The organism is Pseudonocardia tropica (assembly GCF_040105315.1).
Lineage (GTDB): Bacteria > Actinomycetota > Actinomycetes > Mycobacteriales > Pseudonocardiaceae > Pseudonocardia > Pseudonocardia alni.
Map to the genome: position 1 here is coordinate 228,750 of NZ_JBEDNP010000005.1, position 12,603 is coordinate 241,352.

General features: G+C 76.9%; 13 protein-coding genes and 1 riboswitch. Of the genes, 6 read left to right on the forward strand and 7 right to left on the reverse strand.

The window, feature by feature from the left end:
• Genes WHI96_RS10960 through WHI96_RS10970 form a run of 3 tightly spaced genes read left to right on the forward strand, consistent with a single transcriptional unit; the run spans position 1 to position 3,444 of the window.
• Positions 1–774 (forward strand): ATP-binding cassette domain-containing protein, encoded by a 774-nt coding sequence (locus WHI96_RS10960; RefSeq protein WP_345649682.1) that lies wholly within the window; start codon positions 1–3, stop codon positions 772–774.
• Positions 774–2,270, forward strand: a complete 1,497-nt coding sequence (locus tag WHI96_RS10965) for a sugar ABC transporter permease (protein ID WP_425571658.1) — start codon at positions 774–776, stop codon at positions 2,268–2,270. The genes WHI96_RS10960 and WHI96_RS10965 overlap by 1 nt, the downstream gene beginning before the upstream one ends.
• A 1-nt stretch (position 2,271) precedes the next feature.
• Entirely contained in the window at positions 2,272–3,444 is a 1,173-nt protein-coding gene (locus tag WHI96_RS10970) for an ROK family protein (protein ID WP_345649685.1), read from the forward strand.
• Positions 3,445–3,486: 42 nt separating this feature from the next.
• Here WHI96_RS10970 and WHI96_RS10975 read toward each other — a convergent pair whose 3' ends face one another.
• Positions 3,487–4,149 carry a haloacid dehalogenase type II gene (locus WHI96_RS10975; protein WP_345649688.1) on the reverse strand — a complete coding sequence of 221 codons (663 nt, stop codon included), beginning with the start codon at positions 4,147–4,149 and terminating at the stop codon, positions 3,487–3,489.
• An 18-nt stretch (positions 4,150–4,167) separates the two neighbouring features.
• Here WHI96_RS10975 and WHI96_RS10980 point away from each other — a divergent pair, with 18 nt between their 5' ends.
• On the forward strand, positions 4,168–4,923 hold the full coding sequence (locus WHI96_RS10980) for a cobalt-precorrin-6A reductase (protein ID WP_345649691.1): 756 nt from the start codon (positions 4,168–4,170) through the stop codon (positions 4,921–4,923).
• A 217-nt stretch (positions 4,924–5,140) separates the two neighbouring features.
• On the opposite strand, the gene WHI96_RS10985 is transcribed toward WHI96_RS10980, so the two are convergent.
• From WHI96_RS10985 to WHI96_RS11010, 6 genes are all read right to left on the reverse strand, one after another.
• Positions 5,141–6,157 (reverse strand): alcohol dehydrogenase catalytic domain-containing protein, encoded by a 1,017-nt coding sequence (locus WHI96_RS10985; RefSeq protein WP_345649693.1) that lies wholly within the window; start codon positions 6,155–6,157, stop codon positions 5,141–5,143.
• Between the two features lie 168 nt (positions 6,158–6,325).
• Positions 6,326–6,781, reverse strand: coding sequence for a GNAT family N-acetyltransferase (locus WHI96_RS10990; protein ID WP_345649695.1), 456 nt, complete (start codon positions 6,779–6,781; stop codon positions 6,326–6,328).
• Between the two features lie 58 nt (positions 6,782–6,839).
• A complete protein-coding gene (locus WHI96_RS10995; protein ID WP_345649699.1) occupies positions 6,840–8,396 on the reverse strand; it encodes a precorrin-2 C(20)-methyltransferase in 1,557 nt (518 codons plus the stop codon).
• Entirely contained in the window at positions 8,393–9,034 is a 642-nt protein-coding gene (locus WHI96_RS11000) for a precorrin-8X methylmutase (RefSeq protein ID WP_349302377.1), read from the reverse strand. The genes WHI96_RS10995 and WHI96_RS11000 overlap by 4 nt, the downstream gene beginning before the upstream one ends.
• The gene (locus WHI96_RS11005; RefSeq protein WP_345649705.1) at positions 9,031–10,254 is read right to left on the reverse strand and encodes a ferredoxin-like domain-containing protein; all 1,224 of its coding nucleotides are present in this window, start codon (positions 10,252–10,254) and stop codon (positions 9,031–9,033) included. Before WHI96_RS11005 ends, WHI96_RS11000 begins: the two co-directional genes overlap by 4 nt.
• Positions 10,255–10,330: 76 nt before the next feature.
• Positions 10,331–11,326 carry a C40 family peptidase gene (locus WHI96_RS11010; protein WP_345649707.1) on the reverse strand — a complete coding sequence of 332 codons (996 nt, stop codon included), beginning with the start codon at positions 11,324–11,326 and terminating at the stop codon, positions 10,331–10,333.
• A gap of 106 nt (positions 11,327–11,432) precedes the next feature.
• Here WHI96_RS11010 and WHI96_RS11015 point away from each other — a divergent pair, with 106 nt between their 5' ends.
• Entirely contained in the window at positions 11,433–11,834 is a 402-nt protein-coding gene (locus WHI96_RS11015) for an ABC transporter permease family protein (RefSeq protein WP_349302368.1), read from the forward strand.
• Complete coding sequence (locus WHI96_RS11020) at positions 11,831–12,442, forward strand: hypothetical protein (protein ID WP_345649713.1); 612 nt, start codon at positions 11,831–11,833, stop codon at positions 12,440–12,442. The genes WHI96_RS11015 and WHI96_RS11020 overlap by 4 nt, the downstream gene beginning before the upstream one ends.
• A 23-nt stretch (positions 12,443–12,465) precedes the next feature.
• Positions 12,466–12,571: riboswitch (cobalamin riboswitch) on the forward strand.
• The last annotated feature ends 32 nt before the right edge of the window (positions 12,572–12,603 follow it).

Below are 12,603 nucleotides of genomic sequence, written 5' to 3' on the forward strand. Positions count from 1 at the left end.
GTGGCCGATCCCATCCTCTCCCTGCGCGGCGTGTCGAAGAGCTTCGGCGCCGTCCAGGTCCTGCACGACGTCGACCTCACCGTGCGCGCCGGCGAGGTCACCGCCCTCGTCGGCGACAACGGCGCGGGTAAGTCCACCCTGGTCAAGTGCGTCGCGGGCATCCACCCGATCGACTCCGGCGAGATCGTCTTCGACGGGTCCCCGGTCACCGTTAACGCCCCCACCGACGCCGCCCGGCTCGGCATCGAGGTCGTCTACCAGGACCTCGCGCTGGCCGACAACCTCGACATCGTCCAGAACATGTTCCTCGGCCGCGAGCGCGGCCGCTCCTGGATGCTCGACGAGGGCTCGATGGAGCAGGCCGCCCGCGACATCCTCGCGTCGCTCTCGGTCCGCACCGTCACCTCGGTCCGGACCCCGGTCGCGTCGCTGTCCGGCGGGCAGCGCCAGACCGTCGCCATCGCCAAGGCGGTGCTCTGGGACTCGCGCGTCGTGCTGCTCGACGAGCCGACCGCGGCGCTCGGCGTGGCCCAGACCCGCCAGGTGCTCGACCTCGTGCGACGGCTGGCCGAGCAGGGCCTCGGCGTCGTGCTCATCAGCCACAACATGGCCGACGTGTTCGAGGTGTCCGACCGGATCGCCTGCCTCTACCTCGGTCGGATGGTCGCGCAGGTCCCGACCCGCGAGGTCACCCACTCCGACGTCGTCCAGCTCATCACCGCGGGCCGCTCCGGCGATCTCGGGCTCCCGCGCCCGGAACAGGCGGTGACCTGATGGCTCCCCACCCCGACCCGTCCGGCCCCGCCGGTCCGGCAGGAGACACCGTGACCGGACGCGCGCCCGAGCCGGAGCCGAGCGCCGCGCGCCGGGCGAACCCGGGCAACCGGGCCGCCGACTTCGGCATCGACACCACCGCCCGCACCACCCGCGAGGCGATCACCGCCTACCTGCGCGGCCTGCGCGGCGGTGACCTGGGCTCGCTGCCGGCGCTGCTCGGCCTGGCCGCGCTGTTCGTGCTGTTCACCGTGCTCGACTCCGGTGGCACCTTCCCGAGCCTGCTCAACCTGGCGAACCTGCTCCAGCAGGGCGCCGGCCCGACCATCATCGCGATGGGTCTGGTGTTCGTGCTGCTCACCGGGGAGATCGACCTGGCCGCCGGAACGGCGTCCGGGCTGGCGGCGGCGCTGATGGCGCTGCACCTGACGAGCGACGGCAACGTGCTCGGCGCCACCGGCACCACCGTGTTCGTGCTGCTCGTGGCGGTGATGCTGGCCGGTGCCGTGCTCGCCGCGCTGGTCCGGGTGTGGGCCGGGTCGGTGATCAGCCTGCTCACCGCGGTCGTGCTGGTGATCGGGGTCCCGGCGAACGCGTTCACCGTGATGGGGCTCGCCGTGGGCGTCGGGGTGGTGATCGGCTGCCTCACCGGGTTCCTCGTGGCCCGGATCGGGATGCCGTCGTTCGTCGTGACGCTGGCGTTGTTCATCACGTGGCAGGGCGTGATCCTGCAGCTCATCGGCGACGGCGGCACCATCGCGCTGCGCGACCCCTTGATCAACGCCGTCGCGAACGGCAATCTCTCGGTCACGGCGTCCTGGGTGCTGTTCGTGGTCGTCGCCGGCGGCTACGCGGCCGTCCAGGTGGTCCGCCTGCGGACCCGGCGCCGCGGCGGCCTGGTCGCGCCGCCGACGGGGCTGGTCGCACTCAAGATCGGAGCGGTGGTGGTGCTCGGCGGGCTGGTGACCTTCGCGCTGGTGCAGGACCGCTCGCCCGGCGTCATCGCGATCGCCGGCATCCCCTACGTCGTCCCGGTCGTGCTGGTGCTGCTCGTCGCGGGCACCTGGGTGCTCGACCGGACCCGGTTCGGCCGCCACGTCTACGCCGTCGGCGGCAACCGGGAGGCCGCGCGCCGGGCCGGCATCGACGTCGCCCGCATCCGGGCGTCGGTGTTCGTCCTCTCCACCGCCTTCGCCGCGATCGGCGCGATCGTCTACTCGTCGAAGATCGGGTCGGTGAACCCGGCGGCCGGTGGCGGCAACACCCTGCTGTTCGCCGTCGGCGCCGCGGTCATCGGCGGCACGTCGCTGTTCGGCGGCCGCGGCCGGATCAGCAACGCCGTCATCGGCGGCACGGTGCTGGCCACGGTGCAGAACGGTCTGGGCCTGCTCAAGCAGCCCGCCGCCGTCGTGTTCGTGGTGACCGGCCTGGTGCTGCTGCTCGCGGCCGGGGTCGACGTGGCGTCACGGCGCCGGGCGGCGGCCACCGGCCGGTGACATGACCCAGCCCGGATCGGGGACCCGACCCGACGACGCGCGCCGGCACAACCGGGCCGTCCTGTTGCGCCGGCTGCACGTCGAGGGTCCCTGCACCCGCGCGACGCTGGCCGGCGAGCTCGGCCTCAACCGCAGCACGATCAAGGCGGTGGTGGACGGGCTCGCCGAGGCGGGCGTCGTCACCGAGGCCGTCCCGGCCCGGCGCTCCGGCGCCGGGCGGCCGTCGCTGCTGGTGCTGCCCGACCCGCAGGCGGCGGTGGTGCTCGCCGTCGACATCCGGGTCGAGCAGGTGGCGCTGGCGATGGTCGGCATCGGTGGGCAGATCCTGGGGCGGCACAGCTGGAACCTGCACCGCACCACGCGGCTGCCCGGCGAGGTGATCACCCACCTCGCCGAGTCCGCCGCCCTGCTGCGCGACGAGCTGGGCGTCGCCGAGCAGGCGGTCGGGGTGTCGGTGCCCGGCGTCGTCCGGCGCTCGGACGGCTTCGTGCACGAGGCGCCCAACCTCGGCTGGCGCGACGTCGAGCTGGGCACCCGGCTCGCCGCCGTCCTGGCCCGCCCGGTGCAGGTCGCGAACGACGCCGAGGCCGGCGCGCTCGCCGAGCACCTGCGCGGGATCGGCCGCGACGTCGCCGACATGGTCTACCTGTCGGCCGACGTCGGCGTGGGCGGCGGGGTCGTGTCCGGCGGGCAGCCGCTGCGCGGCACCGGCGGCTACGTCGGCGAGCTCGGCCACCTCATGGTCCGCCCGGACGGGCGGGAGTGCTTCTGCGGCTCGCACGGCTGCTGGGAGACCGAGGTCGGCGAGCCCGCGCTGTGCCGCGCGCTCGGGTTGCCCGAGGACACCCCGCGCGGGGTGCTCGTCGCGGAGCTGCGCGACCTGGCCGTCGTACCCGGCCGGGCCGACCGGCTGCTGGAGGGCTACGCCGGGTGGATGGCCGCCGGGCTGGTCACCGTGGTGAACATGCTGGCCCCCGAGCTCGTCGTGCTGGGCGACCTGTTCGGCGCGCTGCCGCCCTCGGTGGTCGAGCGGATCGGGTCCGAGCTGCGCCGGCGCAGCCTGGTGAGCCGGGCCGCGGGCGGGACCCGGCTCGCGGTCTCTCCGCTCGGCCGCGACGGCGCGCTGGTCGGCGCGGCCGAGATCGCGTTCGAGCCGGTGCTGGCGGCGGTCTGACGGGAACGGGCCGGACGGCACCGCTCCCGGCGTCCCGCGGGCTCAGGCCAGGTGGCCGGCCAGCTCGGGCAACGCGCCGACGGTGAAGGTCGGCGGGGTCAGGTACCCCGGCCAGGGGTCGCCGTGGCGGTCCAGCCAGGCCGTCGCCATCCCGACCCGGGCGGCGCCGTGGAGGTCCCACGGGTGCACCGCGACCATCACCGACTCGGCCGCGTCGACCCCGCAGGCCCGCAGCGCATACGCGTAGGAGGCGGGAGCCGGCTTCCAGATCCCGGCGTCCTCCACCGACAGCACGGCGTCGAACTGCCCGCGCAGGCCGTGCCCTCCGAGCAGCCGCTCCGCGACCGACGCGGACCCGTTCGACAGCGTCACCAGCCGCAGCCCCGCGGCCCGCAGCGCGGCGACCCCGCCGTGCACGTCGTCGTGCACCGGCAGCTCCAGGAACCCCTCGACGACGTGCCGTGCGCCCGCGTCGGGGTCGACGACGCCGTGCCGGCGCAGCAGCCCGGCCGCGGTCGCCGTCGCCAGCTCGGCGAAGGTCGTCAGCTCCCCACCGGTGGCCTGGGCCATGCCCTCGCGCAGGGTCGCGGCGAACCACAGCGGCCCGAGCCACTCCGGGGCGCCCAGCGCGGCGAACCTGGCCCCCATCGGGGTCAGGTCCGACAGGGTCTCGTTGACGTCGAACACCACGGTCGTGATCGCCATCCGCCTACCCTGACGGGTGTGAGCGCTCCCCGCACGGTGCTGGTCCTCGGCGGTACGACCGAGGGCCGTGCCGCGGCCGCCGCGCTGGCCGGCCGGGGCGACGTCCGGGTCGTGTCGTCGCTGGCCGGGGCGGTGCGCAGCCCGGCCCTGCCCGACGGCGAGGTCCGCATCGGCGGGTTCGGCGGTGCCGCCGGGCTGGCCGCGCACCTGCGCACCGGGCGGGTCGCGGCCGTGCTCGACGCCACCCATCCGTTCGCCTCGACGATGACCGCGAACGCGGCCGCCGCCTGCGCGGGGGCCGGGGTGCCGCTGGTCGTGCTGCGCCGGCCCGGCTGGACGCCCGGGCCGGGGGACCGGTGGCACCGGGTCGCCTCGGTCGCCGCCGCCGCGGCCGCGCTGCCCGGCCTGCTCCCCGGCCCGGCCGGGCGGGTCCTGCTCACGACCGGCCGCGGGGGACTGGCGCACTTCGCGGGTGTCGACGCGGCGTTCTGGATCCGCGCGGTCGACCCGCCCGACGGCCCGCTGCCCGCCCGGCACGAGCTGCTGCTCGACCGGGGCCCGTTCGCCCTCGACGACGAGCGCGCCCTGTTCGACGCCGTGGTCCCGCACGTGCTGGTCACCAAGGACTCCGGCGGCGCGGCGACCGCGCCGAAGCTCACCGCGGCCCGGGAGCGCGGGGTGCCCGTCGTCGTCGTCGACCGGCCGCCGCTGCCCGGCGGGGTCGCGGTGGAGTCCACGGTGGACGCGGCGCTGGCCCGGCTGCTCGGGGCCTGATCACGACCCGGCCGAGCGGGCCGCACGCCGGGCCCTCGTCGTGGAGGCCGCCCCGCGGCGGTCCCCGGACGGCGGGCCCGGCCCGGGCCGGGTGCAGCGGCCTGCGCGCCGGTCACACGTCGTCCGTCGGGGGAGGCAGGAACCCGGCGGCGGCCGGGAGCTCGGGCCGCCGCACCCGCCGCACCCGGTGCAGGCCGGGCCCGCGGCAGGCCGGGTCTCAGGGCAGGCCGACGAGGATCCCGCCCGGCTCCGGGGCCGCGGCCAGCGCCCCGGCGAGCGCGTCCAGCCCGGTCCGCCGGGTGACCAGCCGGCCCGGGTCGAGCCTGCCGTCGGCGACGAGTGCCATCAGCTCCGGATAGTCCGCGGCGGCCATGCCGTGGCTGCCGGTGACGGTCAGCTCGTGCGCGATCATCAATGGCACCGGCACCACCGGCTCCCGGGTGAGCAGCCCGACCTGCACCAGGGTCCCCTGCCTGCGCAGCGACCGGACGCCGAGGTCCAGGGCGTCCGCGCGGCCCGCGGCCTCCACCGCGAGGCGGGCGCCGCCGTCGCCGACGGCGCCGCGCACCGCGTCCGGGCCGTCCGCGGTGTCCACCGCCGCGACCGCGCCCAGCTCGACCGCCCGGGCCCGCGCCGCGGGCGAGGGGTCCGCGACGACCGCCTCGGCACCCAGCGCCGCCGCGATCAGCACCGCGGCCAGCCCGACCCCGCCCGCCCCGAGCACGAGGACCCGCTCCCCGGCCTCCAGCCCGCCGCGCCCGACCAGCGCACGGTGCGCGGTGGCGACCCGGCAGCCGAGCAGTGCGGCCCCGGCGGCGTCGGCGTCGGCGGGGACCGGCACGAGGTTGTGGTCGGCGTGGTGCAGCGCGACGAGCTCGGCGAAGGAGCCGTCGTGGGTGAACCCGGGCTGCTGCTGGTGCGGGCAGACCTGCGCACGGCCCGCCCGGCAGTCCGGGCAGACACCGCAGCCGCAGACGAACGGCGTCGTGACCCGGTCACCGGCCCGGAACCGGGTGACCCCGGCGCCGGTCGCGACCACGTGCCCGACCAGCTCGTGACCGGGCACGTGGGGGAGCGTCACGTCAGGGTCGTGCCCGGCCCAGGCGAACCGGTCGCTGGCGCACAGCCCGGTCGCCTCCACCCGCACGACCACCCCGCCCACGGGTGGGGTGGGGTCCGGCAGGTCCACGACCTCGGGCGGTGCGCCGAACGCGGTGATCCGTACTGCTCGCATGGGGTGATCCTCCCTCGGTGTGGACGGCGGTACGACGACGTCGACGCGCCGGCCGGGGCGCACGCCCGGCGAGCCGGACCCGGAGGGCTACCGCGCCGCGCCTCGAGGGGGACCTGCGACCCTCCGGCCCGCCCGGGTTGACGGCCCGGCCGGGGCTCGCCGACGCGGTCAGACCGGGCGGGTCATGACGACCAGCCCCGGGCCGGGGTCGCCGTCGGCGACGAACCCGGCCCGGACGTAGAAGGCGATCGCCCGGGCGTTGCCCGGCTCCACCTTCAGCGACAACGTGGCCGAGCCCAGCTCCCGCGCGGCCGCGACGACGGCGTCGACGAGCGCGTCGGCCAGCCCGGTCCCGCGCGCGTCGGGATGCACCCACATGCCGTAGAGATGCCCGTCGCCGTCGTCACCGGTCCGCCAGCAGGCGGTCCCGACCGGGTGGTCGCCGTCGAAGGCGCCGAAGCGGACGTGCTCGGCGAGGACCACCCGCCAGGCGGCCGGTTCCATGGCCGCCTGCTCGCGGTAGAAGTCGCTGTCCTCACCGAAGCCGTCCCGTACCGAGGCGAGCCGGGCCGCGCGGGCCTGCTCCCAGTCGTCGGGCCCGAAGCGCCGCACCTGCAGTTGCACGGCGTGACGCTAGCGCGGAACCGGCACCCGTCACGATGTCGACAACCGGCGGATGTGATCAGTCGGTCGTCGTGCCGCCGGGGCCGTAGTGCCGGGGGGTGAACACGACGGTCGCGCCGCCGCGCTCGACCGCACGGGTCGTCGACGAGCCGACCACCACCAGCGTCCGCATGTCGACCTGCTCCGGGTCCAGCTCGCCCAGGGTCGTGACGACGACCCGCTGCCCGGCACCACCGACGTCGCGGCCCAGCACCACCGGGGTCTCCGGGGCACGGTGCTCCAGCAGCACGTCTCGGGCCGCGCCGACCTGCCACGGCCGGGCCCTCGAGCGCGGGTTGTAGATCGCGATCGCCAGGTCCGCCGCGGCCACGGCACGCAGCCGGTCCGCGACCACGTCCCACGGCTTGAGCCGGTCCGACAGCGAGATCAGGGCGTGGTCGTGCCCCAGCGGGGCACCGACGGCGGCCGCCACGGCCTGCGCCGCGGACATGCCGGGCAGCACCCGGACCGGGACGTCGTGGTACTTCGGCTCGGCAGCCACCTCCAGCACCGCGGTCGCCATCGCGAACACCCCCGGGTCCCCGGCGGAGACGACGGCGACCCGCCGCCCCGAGGCGGCCAGGTCCAGCGCGTGCGCCGCCCGCTCGGACTCGACCTTGTTGTCCGAGGCGTGCCGGGTCTGCCGCGGGTTGGGCGGCACCCGGTCCAGGTAGGGGCCGTAGCCGACGAGGTCGTCCACCTCCGACAGGGCGCGGGCGACCTGCGGGGTCAGCCAGTCCCGCCCGGCGGGACCGGTCCCGACCACGACGACCTCACCCGGCCCGCGCACCGACCGCTCCTCGGCCGCGGCGCCTCCGGGCTCCGCGACCGACGCGACGGCCTCCTCGGGCACCGAGGCGGCGACCTCGCCGGGAACCAGGGCGATCGCGAAGTAGGGCACGTTCGAGGGGTCCACGTCGGACAGCGCGCCGGTCCGCTGGCCCTCCATCGTGGCCCGCTCGACGTAGCGGGCCCGGTCGAGCACGCCGGCGTCGGCCATCGCCCCGCGGACCGTGGTGAAGGTGCGCCCGAGCTTCATCACCGCCGCCGAGTCGGAGCCCGCGAGCCGCCGCGCCAGCTCCTCGCGGGGCAGCGTGCCCGGCAGCACGGTGAGCACCTCGTCGCGCTCCACCAGCGGCTGCCCGATCGCCGCGGCGGCGCCGCTGATCGAGGTGACGCCCGGGACGACCTCGGTCGGGTAGCGCCCGGCCAGCCGCTTGTGCATGTGCATGTAGGAGCCGTAGAAGAGCGGGTCGCCCTCGGCGAGCAGCACGACGTCGCGGCCCGCGTCGAGGTGCGCGGCGAGCCGGGCGGCGGCCTCGGTGTAGAACGCGTCGATCGCACCCTGGTAGCCGCCGGGGTGGTCGGTGGCCTCGGTGGTGACCGGGTAGACCAGCGCCTCCTCGATCGCGGTGCCCGACAGGTGCGGCTCGGCGATCCGGCGCGCGATGGAGCGCCCGTGCCGGGCGGAGTGGTAGGCGATGACGTCGGCGTCGCGGACGAGCCGGGCGGCCTTGATCGTCGTCAGCTCCGGGTCGCCGGGGCCGAGCCCGACGCCGTACAGGGTGCCGGTCACGGGATGATCTCCTGTTCGTGGGCCAGCGCGTTCAGCGCCGCCGCGGTGATCGCCGACCCGCCACGACGGCCGTGGACGACGAGGTGCTCCAGGTCGGTCCGCTCGGCGAGGGCGACCTTGGACTCGGCGGCGCCGATGAACCCCACCGGGATGCCGATGACCGCGGCCGGGCGGGGTGCGTCGCCGCGGTCGATGAGGTCCAGCACGTGGAACAGGGCGGTCGGCGCGTTCCCGACCGCGAGCACCGCGCCCTCGAAGCGGTCGGCGAGCAGCTCCAGCGCGGCCGCGGACCGGGTGTTGCCGATCCGGCGCGCATGGTCGGGCACCCGGGCGTCGCGCAGCAGGCAGAGCACCTCGTTGTCCGCGGGCAGCCGGGCGGCGGTCACCCCGGAGGCGACCATCATCGCGTCGCACAGGATCGGGGCACCGGCCCGCAGGGCGGAGCGGGCGGCGGCGACGACGCCGTCGGAGGCGGCGATGTCGTCGACGAGGTCGACCTGACCGCAGGCGTGGATCATGCGGACGGCGATGTCGTCGACGCCGGGCGGGAGCCCGGAGAGGTCGGTCTCCGCGCGGATCGTCGCGAACGAGCGGCGGTAGATCTCGTTGCCGTCGGTGATGTAGTCGTACCCGCTCAGCGGAGCACTCCTGTTCTTCCGTCGATGCGGTAGGTGTCCGCCCCGGTGGCGACGGCATCGATGTGCGGTGTGTGCGGGGCGCCGCAGCGGCGGGTGCATCCCACGACGTGCGTCGGCAGGTCCGGGCCGCCGCGCCGGACCAGGCTCCGGGCGTCGGCGCGGACGTCGGCGAGGGACTTCGCGCAGCCCGGCGACCCGGCGCAGGCGCTGACCCGCAGTGCCGGGTGCCCCGGGTCGACGACGAGCCCCGCCGCTGCCAGCCGGGCCGCGGCACCGGTAGCGGGGGTGGGCAGGACGAGGGTGCGCCACGGGCTGACCAGCAGCTCCGGGGCCTCCTCGGCCAGCAGGTCCAGCTGCCCGGCCGACAGCTCCCCGAGCACCGGCGCCACCCCCAGCGCCCCGCTCCCCAGGGCCCCGACGAGCACCGGGCCGGGCGCCGCGGGCGCGGTGTCACCGGGCGCCTCCGGCGTGGTGTCGCCGGGCGCCTCCGGCGTGGTCTCGCGGTGCCCGGGACCGGCCGGACGCGACGCCCGGTGCCCGCGCAGCCGGGCCGGGATCCCGGTCGCGGCCCCGGGCAGCTCCGCGGCGCGCCAGGCCCGCGCGGCCGGGTCGGCGGAGTGGGCGGCCCGCAGGTCGAGGAACGCCTCCGCCGCGTCGAGCAGCAGCGCCGGAGCCTCGGCGGGGGAGCAGGACAGGCCGGTCGGGGCGCCCGCCACGACCAGCTCGCCCCCGTCCGAGCCCCGCGCCCGCCAGCACAGGTCGGGACGCTCGGCGGCGACGTCGCCGCGGCCGTCGTCGAGGGCGAACAGGAACCGGCCGGGCAGCGCCGACAGCGCGGAGCGCGCGCACAGGCCGCGGTCGAGCGCGGTGGCCAGGCCACGGACGTCGGCGAGACCGCCGTCGATCCCCGACAGCGGGGAGGCCAGCACGTTGCGGACCCGCTCGTGGGTCGTCGACGGCAGCAGCCCGGCCACCGTCAGCCGCTGCACCGGGCGCGGGTCGGCCGGGTCGAGGCCGCGCAGCTGCACATTCCCGCGCGAGGTCAGGTGGACGGCGCCGTCCCCGGCGTCGCGGGCCAGCGCCGCGACCGCACGCAGCGCCGCCGCGGTGACCGTCCCGCCGGGCAGCCGGACCCGCGCCAGGGCCCCGTCCGCGGCCGCGTGCGGCGAGACGACGCCGGGGCAGGCGTCGGTGCGGGTACGGGTGGTCGGCGACGGCACGCCGGACACTGTAGGCATCCGGGACCCGGCGGGGGGCCCCGCCGGGGCGGCGGTCACACCTCGTCAGGTGTTCAGGTCACGGCAGGTACCGGCGGGCACCGGAGTAGGTCGCGTCGAACCGCACCGGGGTCATCCGGACCGGGGTGGCCGCGTCGAAGGCCTCGATCATCGTGCCGTCGCCGGCGTACATCGCGACGTGCGTCGCGGGGGAGTTCCAGAACAGCAGGTCACCGGGCCGCAGATCGGCGGGGTCGTCGACCGGCCGTCCGCCGCGGGACTGGTCGGAGGCGTCACGCCCGACGGTGATCCCGTGCAGGGCGTGGGCCAGCCCGGTCAGCCCCGAGCAGTCCGGGCCGAACCCGGAGCGCCCGCCCCACAGGTAGGGGCGGTCCAGGAACAGTCGCGCGGTCGCGACCGGTCCCACTCCGGTCGGGGAGGGAGGGGCCCCTCCGCGGAGCTCGCCCGCCGCCAGCCACGCCTGGTCGCCGCCGGGCAGCGCGACCCGGACCGCGTCGCCCGCCTCGCCGACGACCGGCAGCCGGGTGCCCACGCTGACCTCGCGCAGCCGCTCGGTGCGGGCCGCGTCGCGGTACAGCCAGGCCGTCGCGACGCCGTCGACGGTGCCGGTGGGCGCTCCCGCGGCGAGCGCGGCGAACGCGGGGTCGTCGACGAGCTGGGCCGCGGGGACCCAACCGGGGTACCCGCGGCCGTCCGTGCCCGACGGCTGGCCGGGCACGACGACCCGCGCCCAGCCGTCGCGGCGCTCGGTCACGGTCACCGGGGCGCCGAGCAGCGCCTGGGTCCGGGTGCGCGAGGCGGTGGTGAGCTCGCGGCGGTCCGCGCTGCTCATCGACCCCATCCACGCGGCCGGGTCGGCCGGGGCGGCGACGGCGGCCCGGTCCCGCGGGCGCGGGCTGTCCGGCGAGGTCCACACGGTCGCGACCGACACGGCGACGAACGTGCGCCCCGGTCCGTCGGCGACCGCGGGCAGGGCGACCGCGGGCAGGGCGACCGCGGGCAGGACGGCGCAGCCGAGCACCGCGGCGAACAGGACGGACAGGACACGGGGCACGGCGGGGACTCTCGACAGCCGGGTGCGCCGGGGCAAGCAGCCACACCGCCGGGTCACCACGACGGCTGGACTGGCCCCGCCCACACGGGTGGGTTCTGATGGTGTGGTGCGCCCCCACCGGATCACCGCGGCCGTCGTGACGGTGCTGGCGCTGCTCCTGGCCGGCTGCGGTGCGGCCTCGCGCACCCCGGCCGCGACGGCGACGCTCGTGCCGTGCGAGTTCCCGCCGCCCGCGCAGAGGGTCCCCCTGATGGGGCCGGGGATCCTGACCGCGGGGATCTCCATGTTCCTGTTCGCCTTCCAGGAGTACCTGACGGCGGCGGTGCTGACCGACGTCGTGGCGCGCACGGTGCCGGTGTTCGTCGCGACGCAGCTCGGGCGGAACCTGCCGCTGCTCCAGCAGGCCGGGGCGGCGGCGGTCCTGCTGACCCTGCCGGTGATCGGGTTCGCGTTCGTCGCCCAGCGCCACCTGGTCGCCGGGCTCGGCGTGGGGTCGGTGAAGGGGTGAGGCGCACCGACCGCTTCGACGGCTGGATCTGCGGCCTGGGCACGACGTCGGGCCGCCGGATCGTCGTGGGCCACTGGCCGGACACACCGCTGGGGTCGTTCACCGACGTCATGACCGAGTCCGCCGACGGGCACCGCACCCTGCTCGCCCCGAGCGAGGCGGTCGCCGAGTTCGTCTCGGCCACCTACATCTTCGACGAGGTCCGGATCGTGCCGGTGACCCACACCGCCCACGGCGACCGGCGCCGGGTCGTCGCCGGTCCGCTGCAGGTCAGCTGGCGGGTCGGCGGGCGCCCGCCGCTCGGCCGGCTCCTGCGCGCGGTCCCCGGTGCGCTCGCGGTGCACCCGTGGTGGCTGCGGGCGATCGACCCGTTCGCCCGCCGGGTGCTGCCCGGGGTGCGGACCGTCGGCACCGCGGGCAACGGCCGTCGCGAGTACTACGGGGCCCGTGACCTGCACCGGGTCGTCGCCGCCTCGGCCCGCTGGGACGACGGCGACTGCGGCGCGCTCGCCCCGGTCGCGCCGCCGGTCCGGTTCGGGTTCGGCTCGGCGCCCGCCACGCCGTCGCACGTGCGGATCACCACCCTGGTCGAGCGCTCCTTGACGTGACCCGGGGCGGCCACCGAAGGTGGCTCACGACAACCGAAGACGGCGAGCGGGAACCAGGAAGCCGGTGCGAGTCCGGCGCGGTCCCGCCACTGTGACCCCCTCGCTCCGGCGAGGGGAAGCCAGACACTGCGCCCGTTCGCCGCGCCGCCCCACCCGGGACG

Bases quoted from the DNA above. Each gene is read 5' to 3' on its own strand.
- WHI96_RS10975 (WP_345649688.1), bottom strand. From the start codon at position 4,149: ATGGCGATCACGACCGTGGTGTTCGACGTCAACGAGACCCTGTCGGAC.
- WHI96_RS10970 (WP_345649685.1), top strand. From the start codon at position 2,272: ATGACCCAGCCCGGATCGGGGACCCGACCCGACGACGCGCGCCGGCAC.
- WHI96_RS10985 (WP_345649693.1), bottom strand. From the start codon at position 6,157: ATGCGAGCAGTACGGATCACCGCGTTCGGCGCACCGCCCGAGGTCGTG.
- WHI96_RS10965 (WP_425571658.1), top strand. From the start codon at position 774: ATGGCTCCCCACCCCGACCCGTCCGGCCCCGCCGGTCCGGCAGGAGAC.